This is a genomic window from Sphaerimonospora mesophila (assembly GCF_001417795.1).
Classification (GTDB): Bacteria; Actinomycetota; Actinomycetes; order Streptosporangiales; family Streptosporangiaceae; genus Sphaerimonospora; species Sphaerimonospora mesophila.
Window position 1 is genome coordinate 70,060 of the sequence record NZ_BCBX01000032.1, and the last position, 26,236, is coordinate 96,295.

The window sequence follows — 26,236 nt, forward strand, 5'->3', positions numbered from 1 at the left end:
CTTCCGTCCACTATAGGAAACTTATCTTCAACTTCTATAGGAAGAATTGGGGGAGTGGCAACAGTTTCCGCTGACCGTCAGCTGTCGGCATCGGCCGTCGACGAGCACCTGAGCCGCTCGACGAGCGCCTCCCGCTCCTCGGCGGTGCCGACCTCGTGGGCGGCGTTCCCGGGTTCGCCGGCGGCGTCCGCGGTCAGCCGTCCGGTCTCCAGGTCGACGACCCCCTGCTCGACCACGTGAACGCAGGACGTGAACGTCTCGTCCGGCCGCGTCGTCACCAGCAGCGCCCGCCCGGTCCTGGGGTCGGCCTCGAGTCGGCGGTAGGGGACGAAGGGATCCCCCGGGGCGTGGCCGGACTCCTCCAGCACCAGCCAGCCGCCGTCCCGTGGCCCGGCCGCGAGCGCGGCCAGCCGGTCGTCGAGCGTGATCTCTTCGAGGACCTCCCGATAGCGCATCGCGAACGCGGCGCCGGCGATCGCCTCCGCATCCAGGCCGTCGACGGTCAGGGCTCCGTCGGAGTCGGCGACGCCGCGCACCAGCTCGTGACGCCCCTGCCACGCCTCCAGCAGGGGGCGGACGCCCCGCCCCCGCCGGCGGAGCTCCTGCGTGATCGCGCTCACCAGCCGGGTCGTCCGTACGTAGACGTCCGGCTGGTGGAGGGCGGCGGCGAATGCCCGCTCCGAGGTCGCGACCCACAGGCGAGAGAGCTGCTCGGCGACCGCCCGGAGATCCCCGGCGGGTCTCGGATCAGGCTCGGTCATTGCCAATTCCTTCCATTGGGTTCACTATCGTAAACGAGTCATCTAGTATCGGATACTGAGGTGAGGACGGCTCGTGAGCAATGTCGCCGTGGTGGCGGTCGGCGGGAACGCCCTGACCCGAGCGGACCAGGAAGGCACTTCCGAGCAGATCGAGGACAACGCCGCCCAGGTGGCGGCCGGGATCGCGAGCTTGTGTCGGGCGGGATGGAGGGTGGTCGTCGTTCATGGTAACGGCCCTCAGGTCGGCAACCTCTCCATCCAGCAGGAGGGAGGGATCGACCTCGTCCCGCCCCAGCCGTTGCACATCCTCAACGCCATGTCCGAAGGTCAGCTGGGCAGCGTCCTGGTGCGTGCGATCGACTCGGTCCTGGGCGCCGGTTCCGCCGTCGCCGTCATCTCGCACATGACCGTGGACCGTACGGACCCGGCGTTCGAGACGCCGACCAAGCCGATCGGCCCGTTCTTCACCGAGGATCAGGCGCTCGACCTGACCGCCGAACGCGGATGGACCATGCGGGAGGACGCGGGAAGAGGCCATCGGCGGGTGGTCGCCTCGCCCCTTCCCGTCGAGATGCTGGAGTCGTCCGCCGTCGAGGCGCTGCTGTCCGCCGACAAGATCGTCCTGGCGGCCGGAGGCGGCGGCGTCGCGGTCTCCCACGAGAACGGCCGCTACCTGGGCGTCGACGCCGTGATCGACAAGGACTGGGCGGCCGCCCGCCTCGCCAGGGACGTCGGGGCGAAGGCGATGATCCTGGTGACGGGGGTCGACGCGGTCTCCGTCGACTACGGGACCCCGCGGGCCCGCGTCGTACACGAGATGTCCCTCGCCCTCGCCGAGAAGTACCTGGCGGAGGGCCAGTTCCCGGCCGGGAGCATGGGGCCGAAGGTGCGCGCCGCGTCGGAGTTCGTACGGCACAGCGGCGGAACGGCCGTCATCACCTCAGCGGAGCTGATGCTCCACGCGCTCGACCCGACGACCGGCGTCGGTACCCGTATCATCCCCGAACCAGTCGAGAGCATCGCATGAGCACACCCAAGCACGTCGCCCGATCCCGTGTCGTCCGCGACACCTACTGCGACTCGCTGCGCCTGCTCGTGGCCACCTCGGTGATGTCCGAGCAAGCGGGCGTCTCCTGGGCCGGCGCGGTCATGGCGACCCCCTCGGGCCGCGAGAGTCTCGCCGACGAGGGGTTCGGCGAGGAGGTCATCGGGACCGCGGGATCGAACGACCTCGTGCTCGCCGTACGCGCGAGCGACGAGACCGCGGCACAGGCCGCTCTCGACTCCGGCGCGGACGCCGTCTACGCACAGGCGTCCGACGAGCAGGGGGACACCGCGGCCGCCCCGCCCCGGTCCATGGAGCGGGCCGTGGAGCAGATGCCCGACGCCACCGTCGCGGTCGTCTCCGTGCCGGGAGACTACGCGGCGGTGGAGGCGCACCACGCGCTCTCCGCGGGACTGCACGTCCTGCTCTTCAGCGACAACGTCTCGATCGAGGAGGAGGCCGAGCTCAAGCGGCGTGCGGACGAGCTCGGCCTGCTGGTCATGGGGCCCGGCGCAGGCACCGCCGTGATCTCGGGTGTCGGCCTGGGGTTCGCCAACGCCGTACGCCGCGGGCCGGTCGGCGTCGTGGCCGCCGCCGGCACCGGGGCCCAGGAGGTCTCGGCGCTGCTCGACCGCTGGGGCGTCGGGGTCTCGCACGTGATCGGCGTCGGCGGCCGCGACCTGTCGGAGGACATCGGCGGGCGGATGGCGAAGGCGGCGGTGCGCGCACTCGACCAGGACCCGGAGACCGAGGCGATCCTCCTGGTCTCCAAGCCGCCCAGCGAGGCGGTCGCCCGCGAGGTGCTGGGCCAGTGCACGTCGACGCCGGCCGTGGCGACCTTCCTCGGCCTGGACGAGTTGGAGACACCTCCGGGCGTCCGGCTGGCGCGGACGCTGGAGACCGGTGCGCTCGCCGCGGCGAAGCTGGTGGGCGTCACCCCGCCCGCGACGTCGGCGGGGGTGCGTGAACAGGTGGTGGACGGGATCGCCGCGCTGGACGACCGGCGGCGCGTCATCCGCGGATACTACTCCGGCGGAACGCTGTGCTACGAGGCACAGCTGATCATCGGCGAGCTGCTCGGAAACGTGTACTCCAACGAGCCGCTCCGGAGCGAGCAGGCGCTCCCGGCCCCTCCGGGCGCGCACGTGCTGCTCGATCTCGGCGCGGAGGAGTACACCGTCGGCCGGCCGCACCCGATGATCGACCCCGGCCTACGTCTGGAGCTCATGCTCGACGAGGCCCGCGATCCGGAGGTCGCGGTGGTGCTGCTCGACGTCGTGCTCGGTTACGGCGCGCACGAGGATCCGGCCGGACGGCTCGCCCCGGTCCTCAAGGAGATCATGTCGGAAGGGGGACCTCGGGTGGTCGCCTACGTTCTGGGCGCAGACACCGATCCACAGGGCTACGCCGAGCAGCGGGCCGCGCTCGAACGGGTCGGCTGCCTGGTGACCGAGACAGCGGCCCGGGCCGCCTACGCGGCGGCGGCGATAGCGAGCCGCCGCCCCGAGATCACGGAGCTGAACCGATGACCGGGAACCCCGGACCGCCGCCCATCGCCCTGGTCACCTACAGCACGAAGCCCCGTGGCGGAGTCGCGCACACCCTCGCGCTGGGCGAGGCGCTGCACGCCCTGGGCCGACAAGTGATGATCGTCGGCCTGGGAGACCCCGAGAAGGGCTTCTTCCGGCCGGTCGCCGCGCCCACCCACGTCGTCTCCGCCCCCACCGTCGGCGGGGGACTCGAGGAGAAGGTGGCGGCGAACATCGACGCGCTGGAGATCGCCCTGGCCGACATCGCGCCCACGCACCCCATCCTGCACACCCAGGACTGCATCTCGGCGCGTGCGGCAGCGCGGGTGAGAGACGCCGGGACGACCTGCCGGGTCGTACGCACCGTCCACCACGTCGACGACTTCGACAGCGAGTCGCTGATGGACTGCCAGGCCCGCGCCATCCTCGAACCGGATCGGATCCTGGTGGTGACCACCACCTGGCAGCACATCCTGCGCGAGGACTACGGCGTGCACGCGGCCGTCGTCCCCAACGGGGTGGACCCGCTCCGATACCGCCAGGCCCCGCCGGACCTGGTGGCGCGGCTGCGCGCCAGGGTCGGCGCGAGCGACCGCCCGATGCTGCTGGCCGTCGGCGGGATCGAGCCGCGCAAGGGATCGGACACCCTGGTGGCGGCCCTGTCCAGACTGGTCGGGAGACGCACCCCGCCGCCGGTGCTGGCGGTGCTCGGCGGCCACTCCTTCCAGGACCATCGGGCCTATAGGGAAAGGGTCCTGGCGAGCCTCGGCCCCCTCGGCCTGACCCTGGGCAGGGACGTCGTCGAGCTCGGCACCGTGCCCGAGGAGGAGATGGCCGCATGGTACGCGGCGGCCGACGTGCTGGCGTTCCCGTCGGTGAAGGAGGGGTTCGGCCTGGCCGCGCTGGAGGCGATGGCGGCCGGCGTTCCGGTGGTCACCAGCGATCTCCCGGTGTTCCGCGAGTGGCTGGTGCCCGGTCGCGACGCCCTGCTGGTCCCCGTCGGCGACGCCGACGCGCTGGCGGACGCCCTGTCACGTGCCCTGGACGACCACGCCCTGCGTGACCGGCTGCGGACCGCGGGCCTGGCACTGGTGGACGGATATACCTGGACGGCGAGCGCGAAGCGGCATCTCGAGCTGTACGCGGAGGTTCCCGTACCGACGCCCTGACCCGCCGGGTGCTCCGAACGGGAGGTCCGGCACCGGCCGCGATCGTCGTTCATCGTTTCGTCGTCCTCCGGTCGGCCTGGCGACGGAGCTCGTTTCTCGCCAGGGCGTCCTTGTGCGCCTCGTCCGGCCCGTCGGCGAAACGCAATGTGCGGATGCCCGCGTACGCGCTGGCGAGCGGGAAGTCCTGCGACAGTCCGCCGGCGCCGTGCACCTGGATCGCCTTGTCGAGAATCCACTGCACGGTCGCCGGCGTGGCGATCTTGATCGCCTGGATCTCGGTGTGGGCGCCCTTGTTGCCGACGGTGTCCATCAACCACGCCGTCTTGAGGGTGAGCAGCCGCAGCTGCTCGACCCGGACCCGCGATTCGGCGATCCAGTCGCGGATCACACCCTGTTCCGACAGCGGCTTGCCGAACGCGACGCGCTCGGAGGCCCGCGCGCACATGAGTTCGATGGCCCGCTCCGCCAGGCCGATGGAGCGCATGCAGTGGTGGATGCGGCCCGGGCCGAGCCGCGCCTGCGCGATGGCGAAGCCGCTCCCCTCGGCGCCGATCAGGTTGCCGGCCGGGACCCGTACGTCGGTGAACGTGATCTCGGCGTGGCCACCGTGCTCGTGGTCGTCGTACCCGAGGACCTCCAGGCCGCGGCCGACCTCCACGCCCGGGGTGTCGCGCGGCACGAGGATCATGGACTGCCGGCGGTGCCGCTCGGCCGACGGGTCGGTCTGGCCCATCACGATGAAGATCTGGGCGTTCGGGTTCATCGCGCCGGTGATCCACCACTTGCGGCCGTTGATGACGTACTCGTCGGAGTCGCGCTCGATCCGGGTCGCGATGTTGGTGGCGTCCGACGAGGCCACGTCCGGCTCCGTCATCGCGAACGAGGAGCGGATCTCGCCCTCGAGCAGCGGCCGGAGCCACCGCTTCTTCTGCTGCTCGGTGCCGAAGAGCGTGAGCACCTCCATGTTGCCGGTGTCCGGCGCCGCGCAGTTGAGCGCCGCCGGCGCCAGGTGGATGCTCCGGCCCGTGAGCTCCGCGAGTGGCGCGTACTGCAGGTTGGTCAGTCCTGCCCCGTGCTCACCGGGCAGGAAGGCGTTCCAGAGCCCGCGCCGCCGCGCCTCGGCACGGAGCGTCGCGAGGATCGGAACGGAGTCCCAGGCCCACCGGTTCCGAAGCCGTCGCAGTTCCTGCCGGAAGACCGGCTCGGCCGGGATGACGTGCTCGTCCAGGAACTCCAGCAGGTTCTCCCGGAGCTCCTCTGTCCGTGGGTCGAACGCGAAGTCCATCAGTGGTCCTCCTTCAACGAGCCGAGGCCGTGCTCGAGCAGCGGCTCGACCACCTCGCCGATACGGTCGAAACCGGCGCCCACGGTCTGCCCCCGGAGGTGCCGGAAGTGGATGCCCTCGAGGATCCCGGCGAGCTTGTAGGCGGCCAACCCGAGGTAGAACCCGAATCGGGGCAGGTCTCCACCGGTGTGGGCGACGTACCGCTCGACCATCTCGGTCTCGGACAGGAAGCCCGGCGCCGTCGTGGCGTTCACCACGGCGTTGTCGGGGGACAGCTCGCCGAGCCGCTGGTAGGTGACGAGCAGGGCGAGGTCCGTCAGCGGATCGCCCAGGGTGGCCATCTCCCAGTCGATCACGGCGGCCGGGCGGTCGTGCTCGTCGATCAGCAGGTTGTCGAGGCGGTAGTCACCGTGGACGATCGCAGCGGCCGACTCCGCCGGCACACGATCCGCCAGCGCCGCGTGCAGCCGGTCCGCCGCCGGCAGCTCGCGGCTGTACGACGCGTCGAGCTGGCGCTTCCAGCGCGAGACCTGACGCCTGAGGAACCCGTCGGGACGGCCGAAGCCGGTGAGGCCGACGGCGCCCGGCTCGACCGCGTGGAGGGTGGCCAGCACGTCCACCATCCGCGTGGAGATGGCGCGCGTGCGGTCGGGCCCGAGCGCCTCGAGCTCGTCGGCCTGCCGGTACGGCACCCCGGCGACCCGTTGCATCACGTAGAACTCGGCGCCGACGACCTCGGTGTCCCGGCACAGGGCGAAGGTGGCCGGGACGGGCACGTCGGTGTCGCGGAGAGCCGTCATCACCCGGTACTCCCGGGCCATGTCGTGCGCCGTCGCCAGCACGTGTCCGAGCGGCGGCCGGCGGAGAATCCAGACGTGCGAGCCATCGCTGATCTCGTAGGTCAGATTGGATCTGCCACCCGTGATGACCCTGGCCGTCAGGTCGGCGCCGGCACCGGGAACCGATGCCGCGAACCAGGCGCCGAGGCGGTCGAGGTCGAGGCCCGGCGCCCTCACTGCCCACCGACCAGGGTGAGGCCGCCGTCGACGACCAGGACGTGGCCGGTGATCCATGCCGCGTCCTCGGACAGCAGGAAGGCCACGGCGCCGCTGACGTCCTCCGGAACGCCCAGCCGCTTGAGCGGGTACGTCGCCGCCACCTCCGCCTCGCGACCGGCGTACAGGGCCGAGGCGAAACGGGTCTTGACGACGGCCGGCGCGACCGCGTTGACGCGCACGTTCGGCCCCAGCTCGACCGCCAACTCCTGGGTGAGGTGGATGAGCATCGCCTTGCTCGCGCCGTAGAAGCCGATCCCCGGCGACGTGGTCAGCCCGGCGACCGACGCGACGTTGACGACGGCGCCGCCGTGCGCTCCCGTCCATGCCCTGTGGAGCCGCTGGGTCCAGCACAGGGCGGCCAGGCAGTTGACCTCGAAAATCTTCCGCGCGGCGGCGACGTCGAGCTCGACCATCGGCCCGAGGGCCGGGTTGATGCCGGCGTTGTTGACGAGCAGGTCCGCACTCCCGAAGGTCTGGATCGCCCGCTCGATCGTCTCGGCCTGGTGGTCGGCGTCGTCGGCGTGGCCGGCCACGCCGAGGGCGTGCTCCGGCCCGCCCAGCCGCGTGACCGCCTCGGCGAGTGCCTCCGGCCTGCGCGCCGTGATGACGACCCTGGCGCCTTCGGCGACGAGCCGTCGTGCCACGGCGAGGCCGATCCCGCGGCTGGCACCGGTGACGATGGCCGTGCGTCCTGTCAGTCTCTCTGTCATGTCCCGTTCCCTCGGCCGAGTCGCTCGATGACCATGACCATGCCCTGGCCCCCGCCGACGCACATCGTCCCCGGGCCGAGCTCCTTGTCGTGGCGCCGGAGTGCGGAGCCCTTGACCGCCCGTCCGACCGGGGAGCGGGCGGCGGCCACGATCACTGCTTCAGGCACCACGTCTCCAACATACTAAGCGGTCGCTTACCAGACTCGCCCTACGATTTCCCACCACAGGGGTAGGCGTCAACGGGTAGACCGAAAAGGGGTAGGGATGGACAACGGCGGCTCGCGCAACGCTGACAGGCGGGCGCGGCTCCTCGAGGCGGCCGTGGCGGCGTTCGCGGCGCGCGGTTTCCACGCGACGACCACGCGCGACATCGCGGCTGCCGCGGGCATGAGCCCGGCAGCGGTCTACGTCCACCACGAAACGAAGGAGCAACTGCTCTACGAGATCTCCCGGGAGGGGCACGCCGGCTCCCTCGCGCTGGTACGGAAGGCGATCGCCACCTCCGAAGACCCGGCGGCCCAGCTGGTGGCGGTCATCCGCGCCTTCGTCACCGACCACGCGCGCTCGCCGACGATCGCCCGTGTCGTGAACTACGAGCTCGCCGCACTGACCCCGGAGCATCGGGCGGAGATCGAGGGCATCCGCCGGACGATCACCGGGGAGCTGCGGCAGGTGGTCGAGCGCGGGGTCGCGGATGGCGCCTTCGAGACCTCCGATCCGCGTATGACGACCGCGGCGCTGCTGTCTCTCGGCATCGACGTGGCCCGGTGGTACAGGCAGGGCCTCGATCTCTCGCCCGAAGGGATCGGCGACTTCTACGCGGCCCTGGCCCTGCGCATCGTCGGGCACCGGGGAGACTTAACCGCCGGACGTCGGCCGGGGTGAGCGGGTCAGATCGCCTGGTCCGATCCGGTCCCCGGCTCGCTCGTCTCATCGATCGCCCTGGAGGCCGGCGACGGGGACACGCAGAGCATGGTGATGGTCTACAGCGGAGAGTCGATCAGGGAACCCATCGCCATCGGTGGGCCCCTCGTGATGAACGCCCGAGCCGAGATCACCCAGGCCTTCCGCGACTTCCACGCCGGCAGGCTCGGCGAGGTCCCCCTCCAGGCCCGCCTGCGGTACCGCTGAAGGAAAGGGACGGCTGAAGGAAAGGGACGGCCGGCCGATTGAACTGCGGTTTTCGAGCCGGGGGCGGTATGCCGGCTCAGGGCATCGCGTGCCGCGGCCGATCGTGTTCATCCGGCCGGCTCGTAGGCGCGGGCACTCGAATCCGCGACGGCGCGCGCCCTGGCCTGCTCGACCACCAGAGCAGGGCGGCCGAGACCAGGCAGGCGGTGGTGAACCACAGCGGGGAGACGGTCGACCTCGAGAACGTCTGGATCATCCCGTACAGATGGGAGGGATCCGGCCGGGTGAGAACCCAACCGCCGGGGAGGTCGAGGCCCTGCGCGTCGACCAGGGTCACGGCGGCGAGCCCGCCGAGCGCGGTGAGGAGCAGGCCGCTCATGGCCACCCAGAACACGGCCCGCCGGTGCAGGGCGACGAGCACGAGTACGGCCAGGCCGCCGATGCCCACGAACAGCTCGAAAGCCTGCCAGAGCGTCGCGAATGCGTCTCCCGCCGAGCCACCAGCGACACTGGGCAGCCGCTCGATCGACACGTGCGGGCTGATCCACGCCGGATGGCGGTTGGTCAGCGGCGGAAGTAGCAGGACCAGGCACGCGGTGAGGCGGGCCGCCACCGTGAGCGTGGCCCTCCGATCGGCGGGCGGGAGGTACGGCGCTGGCCCGCCGGGTGTGCCGCCGAGTTCGTGGGCGGATCGGGCCAGCCAGATCACGAACAGGGCGTCGGCGGCCGTGGTGGCCTCGTCGTAGAGGCCACCGTCCCCACTCAGCGGAATGCCCACGACGAAGAGTGCGACCGGCACCAGCAGGGAGGCGATGCCGTACCGCACGGTCGTCAGCCCCCAGCGGCCGTCGCGCCACTGCGCCTTGAGCACCAGCACGGACCACACCAGACTTCCGACGCCGGCGAACCCGCCGAGCGCCGCCGCCCGCTCCACCCCGTGCCAGTTGAGCACGTCGAACACCTCGGTCGCCGCCAGGCTCGCCTGGGTCAGCAGGCCGGCGCCCAGGGCGAGGTCGGCGTGGCGTATGTTACGGCGCAGCACCGGGTGGAACAGCACCACGACCGCCGACATCAGGAGCGCGTCGAGCACCACCGCCCACCACGGCCAGATCGGCATGACCGCATAGAACGCCCACGACGCCACCGCCGCGTACAGAGCCATTCGCAGCGGGCGCGTCTCGGGGTCGGTCGAGAGGGGCTCCCCGGACGGCAGGCCCCGCAGGCTCTGCCACAGCGCCCAGGCCCACAGCCCGCCCGCCATGATGAGGGTGAGCACGTTCGGCCACGTGGCCGCGGCGTCCTCGTCCGCCTCGGAGAACAGCGACAGCCGCCACAGGAAGCCGACGTCGCCACCGATCAGCGCGAGTACGGCGGCGATCACGAGCGCCGTCACATATCCGCCGGTCACGAGCACGGCGGGGAGCATCGACCGATAACGGTGCACGCGTCACATCCAGGAGATCAAGCAGGGAGCGGAGCGCTCACCCTAGCGATCCCTGCCGACAAAATTCGATCACGGCGGTGGAGCGGTTATCCATCCGGAGTCGTCCGTTATCCGGCTGCTCCCGGAACGGCTCGGCGGGTGGGGTGGAATCGAGACCTCCTGGCTGACATCGGCGGCCATGGGCCGACCTCTGCCGGCCGAGTGCGTGCCGTACAACCTCGATGTGGCGTTTACGTTAATGCGGGAAATGCCGATTTTTCAGCTCTTGTACATGAGTATCTTGAGCGAATGTTTGGATCGGTCTGACGAACTCCGAAGTGGGGTCCGATCGCCATTCCGGTTCTGTCGCGATGGACCGCGGTCAAGCGGCCGACCTTTCCTGACGAATGCGAGAACCTCCTGATCAGTGGAATCGAGCGGCCCCGGGACGCGGTGCCCGCCCGGGTCGCACGGGTCTGAGTAACGACACGCGTGACTCCATAAATGTTAGCGCTCACATTCTGTCGATCGGTCGAGTCCCTTCTCCATCGGTCGGGTGGAGGTGGTGTGGAGTGGAGCACACACGAGGGACGGAGCAGATGTCAAGGGTCCGATGTGTCGCGCGCCGGCCGTGCGGGGCCTGATCCCGGCCCACCTGGGAGTCTTCGCGTCTGCGCGCCCGACCGATGCGGATCGGATGGTGAAACTTTCACCGACGTTTCCCGCATCACTACGTGGGACGCGGGAAATTTCACTTCCACGGATGTCCCCCTAGTGCGGCGGTTTCCACTTTCGCACCAAAGGCCGTGTCGTAACTTTCTCTAACGGTCTTGACAAGTTTCGGGTGCGGTTTCCACACTTGGTCTCCAAAGCGGTCCCCGGAGCGGCTGGTGCACGGGCAGGGAGACCGCGCGTCCGCGACGCCCTGGTGGTGTGCGTCCACCCGAATCGGCGGGGCGCGGCGTCGAGTCCGCGGGGACGGTCCGCTCGGGCGGCTCCGCGGTCAACGGATGGACCGTGAAGTGGACCTGGCCGAGCGGGCAGAGCATCAGCAGCCTTGGAACGGCACACAGAGCGTGTCCGGTTCCAGCGTGACCGTGCGCAACGCCCCCTACAACGGCTCCATCGCCTCCGGCGGCTCCACGACCTTCGGCTACACCGGCAACGGCACCGCGACCACCCCGACCGCCACCTGCACCAGCCCCTGACGGCGGTCGGACCTGATGATGAGGAGAACACAGATGCGTCTGTCCTGGCGAGCGCGGTCACCGCGCGCATCCACCGTCGCGACCGCGGCACCGCCCCGGCGGGCCCCGCGCCGCAGCCTCGCGATCGGTGCCACCTCGGTCCTGCTGGTCGGAGGGGGCATACTGGCCACACAGCCCGCCCAGGCCGCCGTCGCCTGTCGGGTCGACTACACCATCGCTTCGAGCTGGCCGGGCGGCTTCAACGCCAGCATCACCATCAACAACCTCGGTGACGCGGTCAACGGCTGGCGGCTGACCTGGTCCTTCGGCGCCGGCCAGCAGATCACTCAGATCTGGAACGCCGACCATACCCAGTCCGGCTCGTCGGTGACCGCCACCAACGTCTCCTACAACGCCTCCATCCCCTCCGGCGGCAGCACCAACTTCGGGTTCAACGGCTCGTGGAACGGCAGCAATCCGGTGCCCACGTCGTTCGCCCTGAACGGTGTGACCTGTGGCGGCTCCGGCACCCCCACGCCGACCCCCACCCCCACGCCGACGCCCACGCCGACCCCGACTCCGACCCCGACGCCCACGCCGACTCCGACGCCCGGCACGTGCGATCTCCCCTCGACGTACCGCTGGACGTCGACGGGCCCGCTGGCGAACCCGAAGTCGGGGTGGGTCTCGCTCAAGGACTTCACCAACGTCGTCTACAACGGCAAGCATCTCGTCTACGCGACGACGCACGACACGGGAACGAGGTGGGGTTCGATGAACTTCGGCCTCTTCTCGAACTGGTCCGACATGGCCTCGGCCCCCCAGAACACGATGAACTTCTCCACCGTCGCGCCCACGCTCTTCTACTTCGCCCCGAAGAACATCTGGGTGCTGGCCTACCAGTGGGGTGGGACGGCCTTCTCCTACCGGACCTCCACCGACCCCGCCAACCCGAACGGCTGGTCATCGCAGCAGACCCTGTTCACCGGAAGCATCTCCGGCTCCGGAACAGGACCCATCGACCAGACGCTCATCGGTGACAGCAACAACATGTACCTGTTCTTCGCCGGTGACAACGGCAAGATCTACCGGGCCAGCATGCCCATCGGGAACTTCCCCGGCAGCTTCGGCTCGAACTACACGACGATCATGAGCGACACGCAGGCCAACCTGTTCGAAGGAGTCGAGGTCTACAAGCTCCAGGGCCAGAACAAATACCTCATGCTCGTCGAGGCGATGGGCTCGCGGGGTCGCTACTTCCGCTCGTTCACGGCCACCAGCCTGGACGGCACGTGGACACCGCAGGCCGCCACCGAGAGCAATCCCTTCGCCGGGAAGGCCAACAGCGGCGCCACCTGGACCAACGACATCAGCCACGGCGATCTGGTGCGCAGCAACCCCGACCAGACCAAGACCGTCGATCCCTGCAATCTGCAGCTGCTCTACCAGGGACGTGACCCCAACTCCGGCGGCGACTACGGCCTCCTGCCCTACCGGCCGGGTCTGCTGACACTGCAGCGCTGACCTCCGCTGCTCCGCCTGCGGGCGGCCGGGCAAGACCGGTGAAATGAAGAAGGTGCACCTGACCTGCAAGGATGCGATCGCCTGGATCGAATCCGCACAGGATCGGGTGCACCTTTCCGGTGCATCGGGTCACCGGCCGCCTGCCCATCGCGGTGAGACGGACCAGGTTCGCGCCACCGAGGTCTTCACCGACCGGCGGCGCGGTGCCGCCGGTCACGCCGGGTGGCCGTACGGATCATCAGGGGTGGCCCTCAGAAACCAGGGCATCGATGGCCTCCTCCAGCGCCGCCTCGGCACGGGCCACCCGCCGCTGAAACTCTTCGACCCGGTGTCGGTCGCTGGCCAGACGCCGGGTGAACAGGACGGACTCCCGCTGGACCGCGTCGGGTGCCGGGCCGCCGTAGATGGTTCGTCTGACAACGAAGGCATACGGATCCATGGCCTCGGTGAACTGCTGTTCGGTCAGGCCGCTTCCCCGCCCGATGACCTGTCCTGCCGCCTCGTCGAGCAGGTCCCGGGTCGCCGCTGACGGGTCGACGCCGCGCTCGATGGCGAGCCGTACGAAGACGCCGACGACCTGGTGGGCATGACGCCAGTCGAGCTCGGTGTGCCTGACCAGCGCGGTGGCGACATCGGTCACCTGTGCCCAGTGGGCGCCCGCCTGTCCGGCCATCCGGTCCCGGTCGACGCGCAGGTCGGTGAGGATCCCGGCGGCGTCCCGCAGTTTGCCGGTGATCGCCGCCGACATCGACCACAGCGCCTGCTGTGAGTAGCGTCGTTCCAGGATGGGGAAGCCGGTCGGCCCGCGCTCGGCGGTGATCACGCCCACCAGCGCGGCGAGTGCCTGGGTGGCCACCGACTTGATGTCCTCCAGGGCGTCCGGGTTCTTCTTCTGGGGCATGATGCTGCTCGTGCCGCAGTACCGATCGGGCAGTTCGATGTACGCGAACTCGGAGGTCGACCAGAGGTAGAGGTCGTCGGCCAGCCGGGCCAGCGTGGCGCCGGTGGTGGCGAGCAGCGCCGCCGCCTCCATCTCCAGGTCATGGCTGAGGATCGCGTCCATGGTGTGCGGCAGCGGGGCGTCGAACCCGAGCAGGTCGGCGATCCGGTGCCGGTCGATCGGCAGGTCGCTGCCGGTCAGGATGGCCGCGCCGGCGGGTGAGACGTTGAGCCGGCCGTGGAAGCCGAGGAACCGCTCGGTGTCGCGCGCGAAGGCCTGCTCGAACATGGTGGCCCAGTGCGCGAAGGTGGTCGGCTGGGCGTGCTGGCCGTGCGTGTAACCAGGCATGATCGTCTCACGGTGCGCCTCGGCCAGATCAAGGAGTGCGGCCCGCACGTCCGCCAGGGCCGGCAGCAGGGCGTGCAGGTGCCGGCGGATCGTCATCCTCCGGGCCACCTCGATCAGATCTCCGGAGCTGCGCCCGAGATGGATCCTCCCGCCGGTCTCGGCGCCGAGCACGGAGATCAGATACTGTTCGCCGGAGTGCATCCCGCCTCCGGCCTCGATCCGGGCCTCCGCGACGCCACGGGCCTCCATATCGCGCAGCGCGTTGAGGATGTCCCGGCCGTCGGCGGGGTCGAGCAGGCCCTGCTCGGTGAGCATCACCGCGTGCGCCTTGTCGAAGGCGTGGATCGCGGGCAACGAATCGCCGAGCAGTTCCGTACGGTGGCTGCGCAGGTGCGGCAGTTGCTCCTCGGTCAGCCTGATGCCGGTGGCCCGGAAGCCCTGGGAGGCGTGGCTCGGGTCGGCGCTCATCGACGCGTCGCCCCCGAACCTGAGACGGCGAAGTGGAACAGCAGGTACGCGGTGAGTGTCGCGGTCGTCGACACGGTGTGGTCGGTCATCGGGTTGACCTCGGTGATGGCGAACGCGTCGCAGTGCGGCGCCAGCAGGCGGACCGCCTCCAGCGCTTCGCCCGAGGTGAGACCGCCTGGTTCGTGCGCGCCCGCCCCGGGAGCGAACGCGGGATCGATCGCGTCGATATCGAAGGACAGGAACAGGTGGTCCGCGCCGGAGACCCGATCGAGGATCTGCTCGACCGCGGCGACCGGACCGAGCGCCTGGAACTCCCGGGCGGTTATGTGGGTCAGACCGGACTTTCGCTTGAACTCGGCCGAGGACGGGAAGTTGAAGTGCCGTACGGCGACCTGGATGCAGTCGTCGGCGTTGACGCGCTCCAGTTCCAGGCTGCGCCGCATGCCGCTGGACTGGCTGACCCGGCCCTGGTGGCGGTTGTGGTCGAGTAGGTCGAGGTGCGCGTCGAAGTGCACGATGCCCACCCGGCCGGGCAGCGCCCGGTGAACTCCCTGTGCACAGGGGAAGAGGACGGAGTCGTCGCCGCCGATGACGATCGGCGTACGGCCCTCTCGCAGCGAGTCGGCGACCGCGGTGGAGCAGGCGTCGATGGTGGCCAGGATGTCGTGCCCGATCACGTCGACGTCACCCCGGTCACGGAGCAGGTCGTCGCCGACCTCGTGCACCGAGTCGCTCTCCAGGGAGTAGATGGCGCCGTTCTCGATGCGCTGGGTGATCCAACGCAACGCATCGCGGACCCGGGCGGGCGCGTACCGCGAACCCGGCCAGCCCAACGTCGAGCCCCCATCGAACGGGACCCCCCACACGTCGAACTTCCGCGCCTCGTGAGGACGTGGCATTCCTGACCTTTCGCTAGGCCTAAAGGCGTCTGGTGTGTGGTTCAGCCGAGGACGCGGGAGAGGAACTCCCGGGTCCTCGGATGCTGCGGTGTGCTGAGTACTTCGGCCGGTGGCCCGCTCTCGACGACGACGCCCCCGTCCATGAAGACGAGCGTGTCGCCGACCTCTCGGGCGAAGCCGACCTCATGGGTGACGACGACCATGGTCATGCCCTCGGCGGCCAGGGCCTTCATCACGTCGAGCACCTCGCCGACCAGCTCGGGGTCGAGCGCGGACGTGGGCTCGTCGAAGAGCATCAGATGGGGCTGCATCGCCAGTGCTCGGGCGATCGCGACCCGCTGCTGCTGCCCGCCGCTGAGCTGGGCCGGGTAGGCGTCGTACTTGTCGCTCAGCCCGACCCGGTCGAGCAGCGTGCGGGCCGCGGCGAGGGCGTCGGCACGATTGTGCCCCAGCGCGCGCAGCGGCCCCTCGACCACGTTGCCGAGCGCGGTCATGTGCGGAAAGAGGTTGAACCGCTGGAAGACCATGCCGATGCCGCGGCGCTGGCGTGTGATCTCCCGCTCGGTGAGCTCGCGTAGCCGGCCGCGGTGCAGCCGGTAGCCGACCAGTTCGTCGCGCACCCACAGCTCGCCGTCGTCGACGCGTTCGAGCTGGTTGATGCAGCGCAGGAACGTGCTTTTTCCGGAGCCGGACGGCCCCATCAGGCATAGCACCTCCCCGGCGTGCACCTCCAGCGACACACCACGCAGCACGTGCACCGGCCCGAACGACTTGTGCACCTCGATGGCCCGGACGACGGTTGTCCTGTTCACGCCGCGTCTCCCTTACCAGAGCGTCCGAGCGAACGACCGGTACGTTTCACCGAGTGCTGGAAGCCGCGACCGACGCGCCGCTCCACGAAGTGCTGGACCACGCTGAGCACCGAAACGACGGCCAGGTACCAGATCGCCGCGACGATGAGCAGCTCGATGACCCGGTTGTTGGCGTAGTAGATGAACTCGGCGCTCTCGAGGATCTCTCCGTACGAGATCACCGCTGCCAGCGAGGACATCTTCAGCGTGCTGATGAACTCGTTGCCCAGTGGGGGCAGGATGACCCGCATGGCCTGCGGCAGCACCACCCGGCGGCGGATCTGTCCCGGGGTCAGGCTGATCGCCTGGGCGGCCTCGATCTGCCCGCGATCGACCGAGAGGATGCCGGCGCGGACGAGTTCGGCGGTGTAGGCGCTCATGTTGATGCCGAGACCGAGCAGCGCGGCCATGAACGGTGTCATCACGTCGATCGTGCGTGTCTGGAAGTCGCCGAACCCGATGGTCGGGAAGACCAGCGCCAGGTTGTACCAGATGAGCAGCTGGAGCAGGACGGGGACGCCGCGGAACAGCCAGATGTAGCCGAAGGCGACGGTACTCGTCACCGGGTTGGCCGACATCCGCATCAAGGCCACCACCACGCCGAGGACGATGGCGAGAGCCATCGAGCACAGCGTGATCATCACGGTGTTGCCCAAACCGTGGAGGATCGCTCCGGCCGTGAGGTAGTGGCCGACGACCGACCATTCGATGCCGCCCCGGGCGAATGCCATACCCAGTAGGGCGATCAGGGTGAGCACCACCGCCGCTGAGATCCAGCGGCCATAGTGCCGAAGCGGCATGCGTTCGAGTCCGGCAAGTTGCCCTGGACCGGGTGCCGGCGCAGCAGCGGTGGCCCGCTCTGTGCTCGTCATCGCTGTCTCCCGTCTGCGTTGGGCTGAGTCTTGCCGCTGCGGCAAGAAGTGCGATACCTGACAGAAGGTCGAATTATGTGGCCCGGGGCACTACTGGTTGTCCAGTGCCTGGATGACCTCGGCGTCGCCGGCGATGGCTTCGGGGGCCGCTGCGACATCGCCCGCGACGTCCTCCCCCGGCTCTGCCGCGCCGTCGGCGAGAAGCGCGAGCCACAGCTCCATCCGGGCATACGCGGAGTCGAGGTTGCGGCCGGTGATCCGCTCGATCCTGTCCATCCGGGCGCGCAGCGTGTGCCGATGCACGCCCAGCTCGGCTGCGGTCTCGTTCCAGTGGCCGTTGTGTGCGAGAAACGCGCGCAGGGTGGCCTTCAGCGTTCCCTCACGTCCTCGGTCGTGCTGCTGGAGCTGCCCCAGGACCCGGCGAACGAAGCTCGCCAGAGCCTGCGGCGACTGGGCCCGCAACAGCATCTGCAATGTCTCCAGGTCGTCGAAGCGGGTCACCGCCCGCCGCTCCACCTGGCCGACCTCGGCCGCGTGGGCGGCGGCACGGTATGACTGCCCGATGCCTTCGGTCGAGACCACGTCGCCGAGCCCGAGCACCGCTGCCGGACGCACCGACGCCAGCCGGGACAGTGTCGCGCCGGTCTGCTCGGAGCCGTCGGTGAGCACCACCACTCGGATGTTCCGCCCGGCCGTCTGGGTGACGACGGCACCGGAGAGGTCGGCCTCGCTCATCAGCTCGGTGACCTGTTCGTAGAGCAGACTGCCGTGGCCGGCGTCGCACAGATAGACGGCGGCCCGCAGCGCACCGGGGTCCAGGCCCCAGCCGACGACATGTTGCCGCGCGACCTGAAGCTCGACCGCGCCGTGCAGCAGATGGGCCAGGGTGTCGGCGCGGAGCCGGCGCAGTTGTCGGCCGGCCGCGTGCGAACGCTCCATCTCCAGCGACAGCAGGGCCACCCCGCCCGCCAGGACCATCCGGCTGTAGTCGTCGGCCCCGCCCGGTATGGCGGTGACGAGGAATCCACGCATCCGGCCCCGGGCCTCCAGGGGGTGGATCACGATCGACTCGTGCAGGCCGATCACCGAACTGCTGGACCGGATGCCCCGCTCCCGGGTGCGCATGATGTCCGGCAGCAGGGTCGGCAGCCGTTCGGCCGCCTCCGGCGGCCATGCCCGTACGACTGCCGCCGAGGTATCGGTGAGTATCGCCCACCCGCCCAGCGTGTTGGCGATCGCCGTGATGATGCCGCCTCGGCCGGACTCCAGCGCGGCGGCCGTGAGCGCCTGCTGGGCGTCGAACGCTCGCGCGATGGTGTCCCGTCTCTCGGCGGCGAGCAGGTTGGACACTCCCTCCGAGATGGCCACGTAGGGAGCGTCGACCGGAATCTCCAGCACGGGAAGGCCGCGCTCGTCGGCGGCCACGAGCAGCGTCTCGGGCACCTCCGGGTGGCCCAGTCCGACACCGAATCCGAGGCCGGCCAGCCCCGCGTCGGCGAGTCGGTGCAGGTATGGCCCGAACTGTTTCGGATCTTCGATTTGGAGGCCGGTGGTGAGCAGCAGTTCCCCGCCGCGCAGCCAGGGTGTCGGGTCGACGGTCTCGCTGACGTGCACCCATCGGACCTCGTTGCCGAGTGCGGCCGCTCCGGCCACGACGCGCAGGTTCAGGTCGGGCAGCGCGAGAACCTGTTCGATTGTGACTCCCACCGGATATCCCGCCTCTCAGGTCTTGGTCATCGCCGGATCGGAGCGACCTGGACCTGAAGTACAGTCCATCGGGGACATCCTGGACAAGAGGTCCCCTTCCTACGGCTCGGCGTCGCTTGAAAACTGGGGCGAAGTTCGCCGGCGGCCATGCGGGGTCCGCGGTGCGGCCCACCGAGAACCCGGAGGAGACAGAGTGAGAAAGTCAGCCATGTGGGTGAGTACGGCGGTCGTCGCCGCGCTGCTCGCCGGTTGTGGTGGCAACGCTGATGAGCCGGCCGCGCCCTCGTCCTCGAACAGTTCGTCCTCGGACAACCCGCTCAACGCGATGCTGCCGGACGCCATCCGCAAGTCCGGCCGGCTCAACGTGGGAAACAGTCCGGTCTATCCGCCGATGTCCTACCTTCCGGAGGGGACGGAGGACAGGGAGAAGCGGCAGGGCTTCGACGTTGATCTGGCCCGGGCCATCGGCGACAAGCTCGGCGTGGAGGTCACATTCGTGACCCAGGAGTATGAGCAGTACATTCCCTCGCTCGCGACCGGAAGGCTCGACATGGTCCATTCGGCCATGCAGGATCTGGAGACGCGCCGGGAGACGGTCGACTTCATCGACTACTACACGACAGGTCCGCAGCTGTTCAGCCTGGCGGACAAGGCCGACCGGTTCCCCACGGAGGCCGACGTGTGCGGGCAGAAGGTGGCGGTTGACAGCGGTGACACCGGATACCGCAACGCCCTCACCGAGTTCAGCAAGAACGTCTGCGCGACGGCCGGAAAGCCGGCGGTCGAGGAAGTGACCACCAACGGCACGGCCGACGCACTCCTACAGCTCGAGCAGGGACGCGCCGACGTGAGCATCAGGGGCGCGGAGTCCATCCGGTACGTCGTCAACGAGCAGTCACCCGGAAAGTACGCGCTGATCGGCAAGCCGATCGCGGAGATCCCGGTCGGCATCGCCGTCAGCAAGAACCAGAACCAGCTCCGGGACGCGGTGGCGGCGGCACTGAAGGCGCTCATGGAGGACGGCGGCTACGCCAAGATCGGTGAGAAGTGGGGACTGCAGGACATCCTGCGTCCCGCCGTGACGATCAACGGGCAGCCCGCGAGCTGACCATGACCCTCACCATCCTGCATGGCGGCACCACGCTCACCCCGGAGCCCGCAGGCACCGCCGACGTTGTGATCGGTGGGCGCGACATCCTGGCCGTCGTGCCGATGGATGAGAATCGGGCCGGCATGCCCGAGAGCCCGGTGGCGCTTCCCACCGCACCGCCGGGCACGGTCGTCCACGACTGCGCGGGGCTGATCGTGGTGCCGGGGATCGTCGACGGGCACCTGCACATCCTCGGCGGCGGCGGTGGTTCCGGATACCACAGCAGGATTCCGGAGCTGCCCGCTGACGCGATCGTCGAGGCCGGTACGACCACCTGTGTCGGAATGCCCGGCGTCGACCCGATCAGCAAGAGCCCGGAAGCGCTGCTCGCTCGGGCATACGCGCTTCCGGCCATCGGCCCGCGCGCCTGGGCGATGGCCGGTGGTTTTCACTGGCCACCGCCGACCGTGACCGGGGCTCTGGTACGCGACCTGTACCTGCTGCCGCACCTCCTGGGAGTCAAGGTCGCCCTGTACGAGCACAAGGCGACCTGTCCGGACCTCGCCGAGCTGACCCGTCTGCTCCGGGAACTGGAATGGGCGGCCGGCGCCACCGGGAAGGCATGTCTGCTCCACGTGCACCTCGGCACGGCTGTCGGGGACCCGGATCTGCTGGTACGGGCGCTGGACGGATCCGGCGCCGATCCGCGACGGCTCCAGGTGACCCATGCCAACTACAGCCCCGCCACGCTCGACGTGGCCGTCCGGCTCGGCGCCGCCGGATCCTGGGTCGACGTCAACCCGCTGATCAACCCTGCCCGCATCACCGGTGCCGTGGCACCGACCACGGCGGTGGCCGAGTCGCTCGCCCGGGGAGTGCCGGCCGACCGGATCACGCTCAGCAGTGACGGCAACGCATCGGTGCCGCGTACGCTGCCCGACGGCTCGCTGGAACGCTTCGCCTACCGGACGGAGTTGCTGCCGACCGTACGGTCCTTGACGGAGGAGGGCATCCTCGACCTGCCCGACGCACTTGCCCTCGTGACCCGCAACCCGGCCGCCGCCCTGGGACTCGACGGGGCCGGAATGCTGCGGCCCGGCGTGCCGGCGGACGTCGCCGTGCTCGACATGGATCTGCGGGTCCGCCGCGTGTTCCGGGACGGTGTGGAGGTCGTCCGGGACGGACGCGCGACCACACCCACTCCATTCCGCCCCGAATCTCCGTCCGCCGCTGGAGAACGCTGATGCGTCAGGTCCTGTTCACCTCTCCGGCAGGCGACGCGGCAAGCAGATCGCCGGCAGGTCCGCCGACGCCGGTCTGGGTGGACGCCCCCACCCCGACACCCGGCGCGGGTCAGGTGCTGATCGAGGTATCCGCTTCCGGACTCAACCGTGCCGACCTGCTACAACGCGACGCCGATTATCAGCCGCCCGCAGGCGAGTCCGCGGTGCCGGGGCTGGAATGCGCCGGCCGGATCGCCGCGCTCGGTCCCGGCGTCACCGGCTGGCAGGTCGGCGACCTGGTGTGTGCGCTGCTCGGCAGCGGCGGCTACGCGTCGCACGTGCTCGTGGCGCAGGACCTCCTGCTGCCGGTGCCCGAGGGATGGAGCCCGGCCGAGGCCGCGGCGCTCCCCGAGGCGCTGGCCACAGCGTGGTGGAACCTGCGGTCACGCGCCGGCCTCCGTCCCGGCGACCGAGTGCTGGTGCACGCGGCGAACTCCGGCGTCGGCACCACGGCCGTACAGTTGGCACGGTCGCTCGGAGCCACCGTCGCGGGCACCGTGCGAACTCCTGCTCTGGTCGAACGCGTGCGTGCCCTCGGTGCGGACCCCGTCGTCGTCTCCACCTCGCCTGACGCCGGGGAGACCCTGCGCAGGCAGGTGCCGGACGGCTTCGACATCGTGCTCGACCTCGTCGGAGCGGCCGTCGCCGGACTCACGCTCGCCGGCCTTCGAACGGGCGGGCGTTGGCTGTGCGTGGGCGTCCTGGGTGGCGACGAGGTCCCGCTCAGCCTGCGTGCCGTGATCCGGCGCCGACTCGTCATCACCGGCGGCTCACTGCGCAGCCTGCCCGCAGCGGAGAAGGCCGCCATCATCGCCGAACTGCGACAGGCCGGCCCGTGGGCCGGGCCGGACGGCGTCCGGCCGGTGATCGCCGCTACCTATCCGGCGGCCGATGTCGCGGTCGCGCTGGACCGCCTCGAACACGGAGGTTTGCTCGGCAAGATCGTTCTCGATGTCTCGGCCCACCATGGCGAACCTGCCACCGACCTCACGGAGCCGCTGTGATCCAGCCAACACCCTCCTCGCCCTCGTCGTCGGCCCGTGTCGGGCTTGCGCTCGGGTATGACCCGTCAGTCACCGTACGCGAGATGGCGGCATCGGCCGCCGCCGCAGAACGAGCGGGTTTCGACACCGCCTTCTTCTCCGAGACGCTGTTCACCAACCGCGACTCGGCCAGCGCGCTCGCTGCCTTCGGGCTCGCCACCGAGCGCGTCACCCTCGGTGCCACCCAGGTCGTCCGGCTGCGCAGCCCACTGGTGATGGCACAGACGGCGGCGACTCTGGACGAGCTCAGCGGTGGACGTCTCGTGCTGGTGGTCGGGGCGTTCACCGCCAAACACGCCGCCCGCAACGGTCGTCCGCTGACCGACCCGATCACCACCCTGCGCGAGTACGTCGAATCCATCCGTGCGCTGCTCACCGGAGAACCGGTCACCTACCGCGGCGAGGTCGTGCACCTCGAAAACGTGGCGCTGAACTTCACCCCGATCCGGGCCGATATCCCGATCTGGATCGCGGCGGCGAGTCGCCGGGGTCTCATCAACGCGGCGGCGCTCGGTGACGGCGTGCTGCTGGATGCCGGCGCCTCTCCCGAGTATTCGGCCAACGCCGTCAAGCTCCTCCACCAGAGCTGCGAGAAGATCGGCCGTGACCCCGACGAACTGGCCGTGGCACAGCTCATCAACACCTCCATCGAGGACGATCGCGCCGCCGCGGTCGCCGCGATCCGCTGGGAGGTGGCGACCAAGTTCAAACACGCCTCGACGCCGAAGGCGAAGATGTCGGTGGGTGAGCCGACCATCGATCCGGACGACCTACCTCGGTTCGCCGCCGCGTTCGGACAGGGCGGGGAGGCAGCGCTCCAGGAGATCCTTCCGGAGCACTACGTCACCTCGCTCACGGCTACCGGTACCGTTGCGGACGTCCGGGCCAGGATCGAGGCATATCGGCAGGCAGGCGTCACCTTGCCACTGGTCCGCCCGGCGGCACCGCACCAGCTTGACCGCCTGTTGTCCACGTTCGGGGCCGGTGACACTCGGTAGACCCGCACCAGGCCGCCTGCCGTCTGCGTACGAGCCTCTTATGAGGCAGATCCGGCATGGCCTCCCTCCTCCGCCAGAGGGAGGCCGATGACGTCGCCGGCCTTGGCGATCCTGCCGGAGATCGGTCTGGACATGAGCCACTTACCGACCCCCTCGCAAGGCGCGATAGCGCTATCGGCCGGCCTCGGCGGAACGCAGGCGATCCGCGAAAAGTGCGGGCTGGGGAGCCGAATGGCCACCGTACTGATCCGCGTGACGCTGCACATGCATCAGCGAGGCGGACAGGAACCCACCGTCGACCACCAATTCCTGGCCATTGACGAACGCGGCGGCGTCACTCGCCAGATAGGCCACCACCTTCGCGATGTCGGACGCGACGCCGATGCGACGCAAGGGGGTGAGCTGGGTGCGCAACGCAAGCAGATCGGGGTCGGCGTAGTGGGCTGCCGACATCTCTGTGCGCACGAACCCGGGACTGACCGCGTTGGTCCTCACCCCGAGCGGACCCCATTCCACGGCGGTGTGTCGCGTCAGCGCGATCAAACCCGCCTTGGAGACGCCATAGGTGGGGGAGGTGTTCGGCGAGTGTGCGCCGACCGAGGCGATGTTCACAACGGCACCGTGGCCGTTGTCGATCATGAGGCGGCCCAATTCGCGAGTGCAGAGCATCGCAGCCGTCAGATTCACCGCGATCGTCTCATTCCACGCCGCCGTCGAGAGCGACGCCAACGGCCCGGGAGCGCCCAGGATGCCGGCGTTGTTCACCAGCACGTCGCAGGTACCGAACCTGTCGGCGGTCGCCTCTGCGAGGCCGATGACGTCATCCTCGTCGGTCAGATCTCCGGTGTAGACCATGACGCGGTCGGGGAAGCCGAGCTGCTGGGAAACCTCCCTCAGACGGTCGGTTTCCACGTCCACGAGCACCACATTTGCGCCGGATTCGACGAACTCGCCTGCGATCGACCGCCCCAGGCCTCCTGCCGCGCCGGTCACAACCACTGCCTGCCCCTCGAAACCGCCCACCGTGCGCTCCCTGCATCGACTACTTGAGGACTGTCAGATTATTGTCGGACAGTTTGCGGCGCGGCAATAGGGTTGTCTGGAAAGGTCGGCACATGGTGTATCGCACCGTGGGGCGCCGGAGCGGAAGCCCCCGGCTCAAGGACGTTCCGCGGCGGTGGCGCGGTGCGCCTCGAGGTAGCGAAGGTGCGTCACCATGGCGTTCTGGGCCGCGTCCTCGTCACCCGCCTCGATCGCCTTCACGATCTGCAAGTGCTGAAGCACGGTCTCGGTGCCGACCTCCTCCGAGAGATCGAGAAACCGCACCGGCATCGTCTGCTCATGCAGTGCCTGGACGAACGACCACAGCACCCGATTGCCGGACGCGCGGGCGATCGCCGAATGGAAGTCGACGTCGAGCTGGGGCACTGACGGGTCTGTCACGCGGACCAACTTCTGGCGCTCGATGATCTCGTGCAGCCGGGCCAGGTCCTCCAGGCTACGCTGACCGGCGGCCAGTCGAACCGCCGGGACCTCGAGGTACTCGCGCACGGACTGCACCTCGTCGGCTTCGATGCTGCCGAGGCTGAGTAGGTTCTTCATGGACTCCGACAGCATCTCGCCGAGTGCTTCGTGGTCCACGGCCCGGACGAAGCTGCCGCCGCCCGCGCCCGGGACCTTCTCGATGAAGTTCTGCGTCGACAGCGAGCGCAGTGCTTCGCGCACCGTCGTTCTGCTCACCCTGAACTGACGCGCGAGTTCGGCCTCCGAAGGAAGGCGTTCACCACGCTTGAGCTCGCCGTCAAGGATTGCCCGACGGATGCGGTCCTCCACCTGCTCACGCGGGCGCGTGACCGCTTGCCCGAGAGTGCGGGCCTCACCAAGGGTGTCCAATGCGGGCCTCTCGTTTCCAGGAGTCGACAAGTGTCCTACACCAGTCAGTCGTCAGATCAAAAGTCTACTGGTCCCCACCCGTACGGCGGGTGGCGAAGTCGCTAGAGGACCATACTTGCCCACCCGGCGAATGTTCGACATTATGGCGTGCGTACCGGTTCCGCGTCGCCGGCGTAGTCGACTCGTTCCCGAGGGAGGGCGTCGGAGACGCGCCCCGCGCGATGAGGAGCGACAGCATGTCGGGTTTCCCGGATCTGGCCGGCCGAAGGGCCATGGTCACAGGTGCCAGCAGGGGAATCGGTCGAGCGATCGCGCGGGCGCTGGCAGCGGCCGGCGCAACAGTCGCGGTCGGCGGCCGGGACTCCGCGGCGTTGAGCGCGGTAGCGGATGACATCGCCGCCGATGGCGGCGCCGCCCACCCGCATGTCGTCGATGTCTCGGACCACGACTCCATCCAGCGCTTCGTCGCAGAATCGGTGGATGACCTGGGCGGGTTGGACCTCTTGGTCAACTGCGCGGGCGTGCTCGCCTCGGGTTCTCTCCTGGACGCCGGTGACGAACCGTGGGCTCTGGCGTGGGAGACCAACGTCCTCGGCACGGTACGGGTGACCCGCGCCGCGGGGGCCTTCCTCACCGCCCAGGGCTCCGGCCGGGTTGTCAACGTCGCCTCGAACTACGCGTTCAAAGGCGTCGCCGAGCACGCCGCCTACTGCGCGTCGAAGGCGGCCGTCGTCTCGTTCACGCGCAGCATGGCGGTCGAATGGGCGCGCTACGGCGTCCAGGTCAACGCCATCGCCCCCGGGTTCATCGCGACCGACCTCAACGCGAGCATCCGCGCGGACCCCGAACGGAGTGCCCGTGTGGTGAAGGCGGTGCCCGCCCGCCGGTTTGGGACGGTCGATGACGTCGTGGCGGCGATGGGACCGCTGTGCGACCCCCACAGCACGTTTCTGACCGGAGCCGTGCTGATAGTCGATGGCGGAGAGACCGCGCGTTGAGCGGCCGAGCAACCCCAACCAACG

Annotated in this window: 25 protein-coding genes; 12 read left to right on the forward strand and 13 right to left on the reverse strand. The window is 69.6% G+C overall.

What is annotated here, in order from left to right:
* Positions 1-77: 77 nt before the first annotated feature.
* Positions 78-761, reverse strand: coding sequence for a hypothetical protein (locus AP234_RS07970; protein ID WP_055478947.1), 684 nt, complete (start codon positions 759-761; stop codon positions 78-80).
* Between the two features lie 73 nt (positions 762-834).
* Between AP234_RS07970 and AP234_RS07975 the strand changes: the two genes are divergently transcribed.
* The 3 genes from AP234_RS07975 to AP234_RS07985 are packed head-to-tail and all read left to right on the forward strand — an operon-like array spanning position 835 to position 4,504.
* On the forward strand, positions 835-1,788 hold the full coding sequence (locus AP234_RS07975; RefSeq protein ID WP_055478948.1) for a carbamate kinase: 954 nt from the start codon (positions 835-837) through the stop codon (positions 1,786-1,788).
* Positions 1,785-3,335 carry a protein FdrA gene (locus tag AP234_RS07980; protein WP_055478949.1) on the forward strand — a complete coding sequence of 517 codons (1,551 nt, stop codon included), beginning with the start codon at positions 1,785-1,787 and terminating at the stop codon, positions 3,333-3,335. The genes AP234_RS07975 and AP234_RS07980 overlap by 4 nt, the downstream gene beginning before the upstream one ends.
* Positions 3,332-4,504 carry an MSMEG_0565 family glycosyltransferase gene (locus AP234_RS07985; RefSeq protein WP_055478950.1) on the forward strand — a complete coding sequence of 391 codons (1,173 nt, stop codon included), beginning with the start codon at positions 3,332-3,334 and terminating at the stop codon, positions 4,502-4,504. The genes AP234_RS07980 and AP234_RS07985 overlap by 4 nt, the downstream gene beginning before the upstream one ends.
* A gap of 49 nt (positions 4,505-4,553) precedes the next feature.
* Here the strand turns inward: AP234_RS07985 and AP234_RS07990 are convergent, their stop codons facing one another.
* From AP234_RS07990 to AP234_RS37090, 4 genes are read right to left on the reverse strand one after another with little or no spacing between them, the layout of a single operon-like run.
* Complete coding sequence (locus tag AP234_RS07990) at positions 4,554-5,789, reverse strand: acyl-CoA dehydrogenase family protein (protein ID WP_055478951.1); 1,236 nt, start codon at positions 5,787-5,789, stop codon at positions 4,554-4,556.
* A complete protein-coding gene (locus tag AP234_RS07995; RefSeq protein ID WP_055478952.1) occupies positions 5,789-6,805 on the reverse strand; it encodes a phosphotransferase family protein in 1,017 nt (338 codons plus the stop codon). Before AP234_RS07995 ends, AP234_RS07990 begins: the two co-directional genes overlap by 1 nt.
* Positions 6,802-7,557, reverse strand: a complete 756-nt coding sequence (locus AP234_RS08000) for an SDR family oxidoreductase (protein WP_055478953.1) — start codon at positions 7,555-7,557, stop codon at positions 6,802-6,804. Before AP234_RS08000 ends, AP234_RS07995 begins: the two co-directional genes overlap by 4 nt.
* Complete coding sequence (locus tag AP234_RS37090) at positions 7,554-7,724, reverse strand: hypothetical protein (protein WP_160330389.1); 171 nt, start codon at positions 7,722-7,724, stop codon at positions 7,554-7,556. Before AP234_RS37090 ends, AP234_RS08000 begins: the two co-directional genes overlap by 4 nt.
* Before the next feature lie 97 nt (positions 7,725-7,821).
* Here AP234_RS37090 and AP234_RS08005 point away from each other — a divergent pair, with 97 nt between their 5' ends.
* Both AP234_RS08005 and AP234_RS34740 read left to right on the forward strand, forming a co-directional pair.
* On the forward strand, positions 7,822-8,442 hold the full coding sequence (locus AP234_RS08005) for a TetR family transcriptional regulator (RefSeq protein ID WP_055478954.1): 621 nt from the start codon (positions 7,822-7,824) through the stop codon (positions 8,440-8,442).
* Positions 8,443-8,499: 57 nt separating this feature from the next.
* Positions 8,500-8,688 carry a pirin-like C-terminal cupin domain-containing protein gene (locus tag AP234_RS34740; RefSeq protein ID WP_268778034.1) on the forward strand — a complete coding sequence of 63 codons (189 nt, stop codon included), beginning with the start codon at positions 8,500-8,502 and terminating at the stop codon, positions 8,686-8,688.
* Positions 8,689-8,764: 76 nt separating this feature from the next.
* Here AP234_RS34740 and AP234_RS08010 read toward each other — a convergent pair whose 3' ends face one another.
* Complete coding sequence (locus AP234_RS08010; protein ID WP_152990297.1) at positions 8,765-10,132, reverse strand: hypothetical protein; 1,368 nt, start codon at positions 10,130-10,132, stop codon at positions 8,765-8,767.
* A 989-nt stretch (positions 10,133-11,121) separates the two neighbouring features.
* On the opposite strand from AP234_RS08010, the gene AP234_RS08015 reads away from it, so the two are divergent.
* Both AP234_RS08015 and AP234_RS08020 read left to right on the forward strand, forming a co-directional pair.
* On the forward strand, positions 11,122-11,319 hold the full coding sequence (locus AP234_RS08015) for a cellulose binding domain-containing protein (RefSeq protein ID WP_055478956.1): 198 nt from the start codon (positions 11,122-11,124) through the stop codon (positions 11,317-11,319).
* Between the two features lie 33 nt (positions 11,320-11,352).
* Positions 11,353-12,822 (forward strand): non-reducing end alpha-L-arabinofuranosidase family hydrolase, encoded by a 1,470-nt coding sequence (locus AP234_RS08020; protein ID WP_083501901.1) that lies wholly within the window; start codon positions 11,353-11,355, stop codon positions 12,820-12,822.
* A gap of 238 nt (positions 12,823-13,060) precedes the next feature.
* Here the strand turns inward: AP234_RS08020 and argH are convergent, their stop codons facing one another.
* The 5 genes from argH to AP234_RS08045 all read right to left on the reverse strand — a co-directional run bounded on the left by argH (position 13,061) and on the right by AP234_RS08045 (position 18,907).
* A complete protein-coding gene (gene argH, locus AP234_RS08025) occupies positions 13,061-14,578 on the reverse strand; it encodes an argininosuccinate lyase (RefSeq protein ID WP_055478957.1) in 1,518 nt (505 codons plus the stop codon).
* Positions 14,575-15,477, reverse strand: a complete 903-nt coding sequence (locus AP234_RS08030; RefSeq protein WP_055478958.1) for an arginase family protein — start codon at positions 15,475-15,477, stop codon at positions 14,575-14,577. The genes argH and AP234_RS08030 overlap by 4 nt, the downstream gene beginning before the upstream one ends.
* A 41-nt stretch (positions 15,478-15,518) precedes the next feature.
* On the reverse strand, positions 15,519-16,289 hold the full coding sequence (locus tag AP234_RS08035; RefSeq protein ID WP_055478959.1) for an amino acid ABC transporter ATP-binding protein: 771 nt from the start codon (positions 16,287-16,289) through the stop codon (positions 15,519-15,521).
* Positions 16,286-17,200, reverse strand: coding sequence for an amino acid ABC transporter permease (locus AP234_RS08040; RefSeq protein ID WP_055478960.1), 915 nt, complete (start codon positions 17,198-17,200; stop codon positions 16,286-16,288). Before AP234_RS08040 ends, AP234_RS08035 begins: the two co-directional genes overlap by 4 nt.
* Before the next feature lie 90 nt (positions 17,201-17,290).
* Complete coding sequence (locus tag AP234_RS08045; protein WP_055478961.1) at positions 17,291-18,907, reverse strand: PucR family transcriptional regulator ligand-binding domain-containing protein; 1,617 nt, start codon at positions 18,905-18,907, stop codon at positions 17,291-17,293.
* A 193-nt stretch (positions 18,908-19,100) separates the two neighbouring features.
* Here AP234_RS08045 and AP234_RS08050 point away from each other — a divergent pair, with 193 nt between their 5' ends.
* From AP234_RS08050 to AP234_RS08065, 4 genes are read left to right on the forward strand one after another with little or no spacing between them, the layout of a single operon-like run.
* Positions 19,101-20,015 carry an ABC transporter substrate-binding protein gene (locus tag AP234_RS08050; RefSeq protein WP_152990298.1) on the forward strand — a complete coding sequence of 305 codons (915 nt, stop codon included), beginning with the start codon at positions 19,101-19,103 and terminating at the stop codon, positions 20,013-20,015.
* Positions 20,016-20,017: 2 nt separating this feature from the next.
* Positions 20,018-21,241: an amidohydrolase family protein gene (locus AP234_RS08055; RefSeq protein WP_055478963.1), complete on the forward strand. Its 1,224-nt coding sequence runs from the start codon at positions 20,018-20,020 to the stop codon at positions 21,239-21,241.
* Positions 21,241-22,284, forward strand: a complete 1,044-nt coding sequence (locus tag AP234_RS08060; protein WP_055478964.1) for a zinc-binding dehydrogenase — start codon at positions 21,241-21,243, stop codon at positions 22,282-22,284. Before AP234_RS08055 ends, AP234_RS08060 begins: the two co-directional genes overlap by 1 nt.
* Entirely contained in the window at positions 22,281-23,321 is a 1,041-nt protein-coding gene (locus AP234_RS08065) for an LLM class flavin-dependent oxidoreductase (protein ID WP_268778023.1), read from the forward strand. Before AP234_RS08060 ends, AP234_RS08065 begins: the two co-directional genes overlap by 4 nt.
* 171 nt (positions 23,322-23,492) lie before the next feature.
* Here AP234_RS08065 and AP234_RS08070 read toward each other — a convergent pair whose 3' ends face one another.
* Complete coding sequence (locus tag AP234_RS08070) at positions 23,493-24,344, reverse strand: SDR family NAD(P)-dependent oxidoreductase (protein WP_063842821.1); 852 nt, start codon at positions 24,342-24,344, stop codon at positions 23,493-23,495.
* A 135-nt stretch (positions 24,345-24,479) separates the two neighbouring features.
* A complete protein-coding gene (locus AP234_RS08075; RefSeq protein ID WP_200926291.1) occupies positions 24,480-25,154 on the reverse strand; it encodes a FadR/GntR family transcriptional regulator in 675 nt (224 codons plus the stop codon).
* A 296-nt stretch (positions 25,155-25,450) separates the two neighbouring features.
* Between AP234_RS08075 and AP234_RS08080 the strand changes: the two genes are divergently transcribed.
* Positions 25,451-26,212, forward strand: coding sequence for an SDR family oxidoreductase (locus AP234_RS08080; RefSeq protein WP_055479299.1), 762 nt, complete (start codon positions 25,451-25,453; stop codon positions 26,210-26,212).
* The last annotated feature ends 24 nt before the right edge of the window (positions 26,213-26,236 follow it).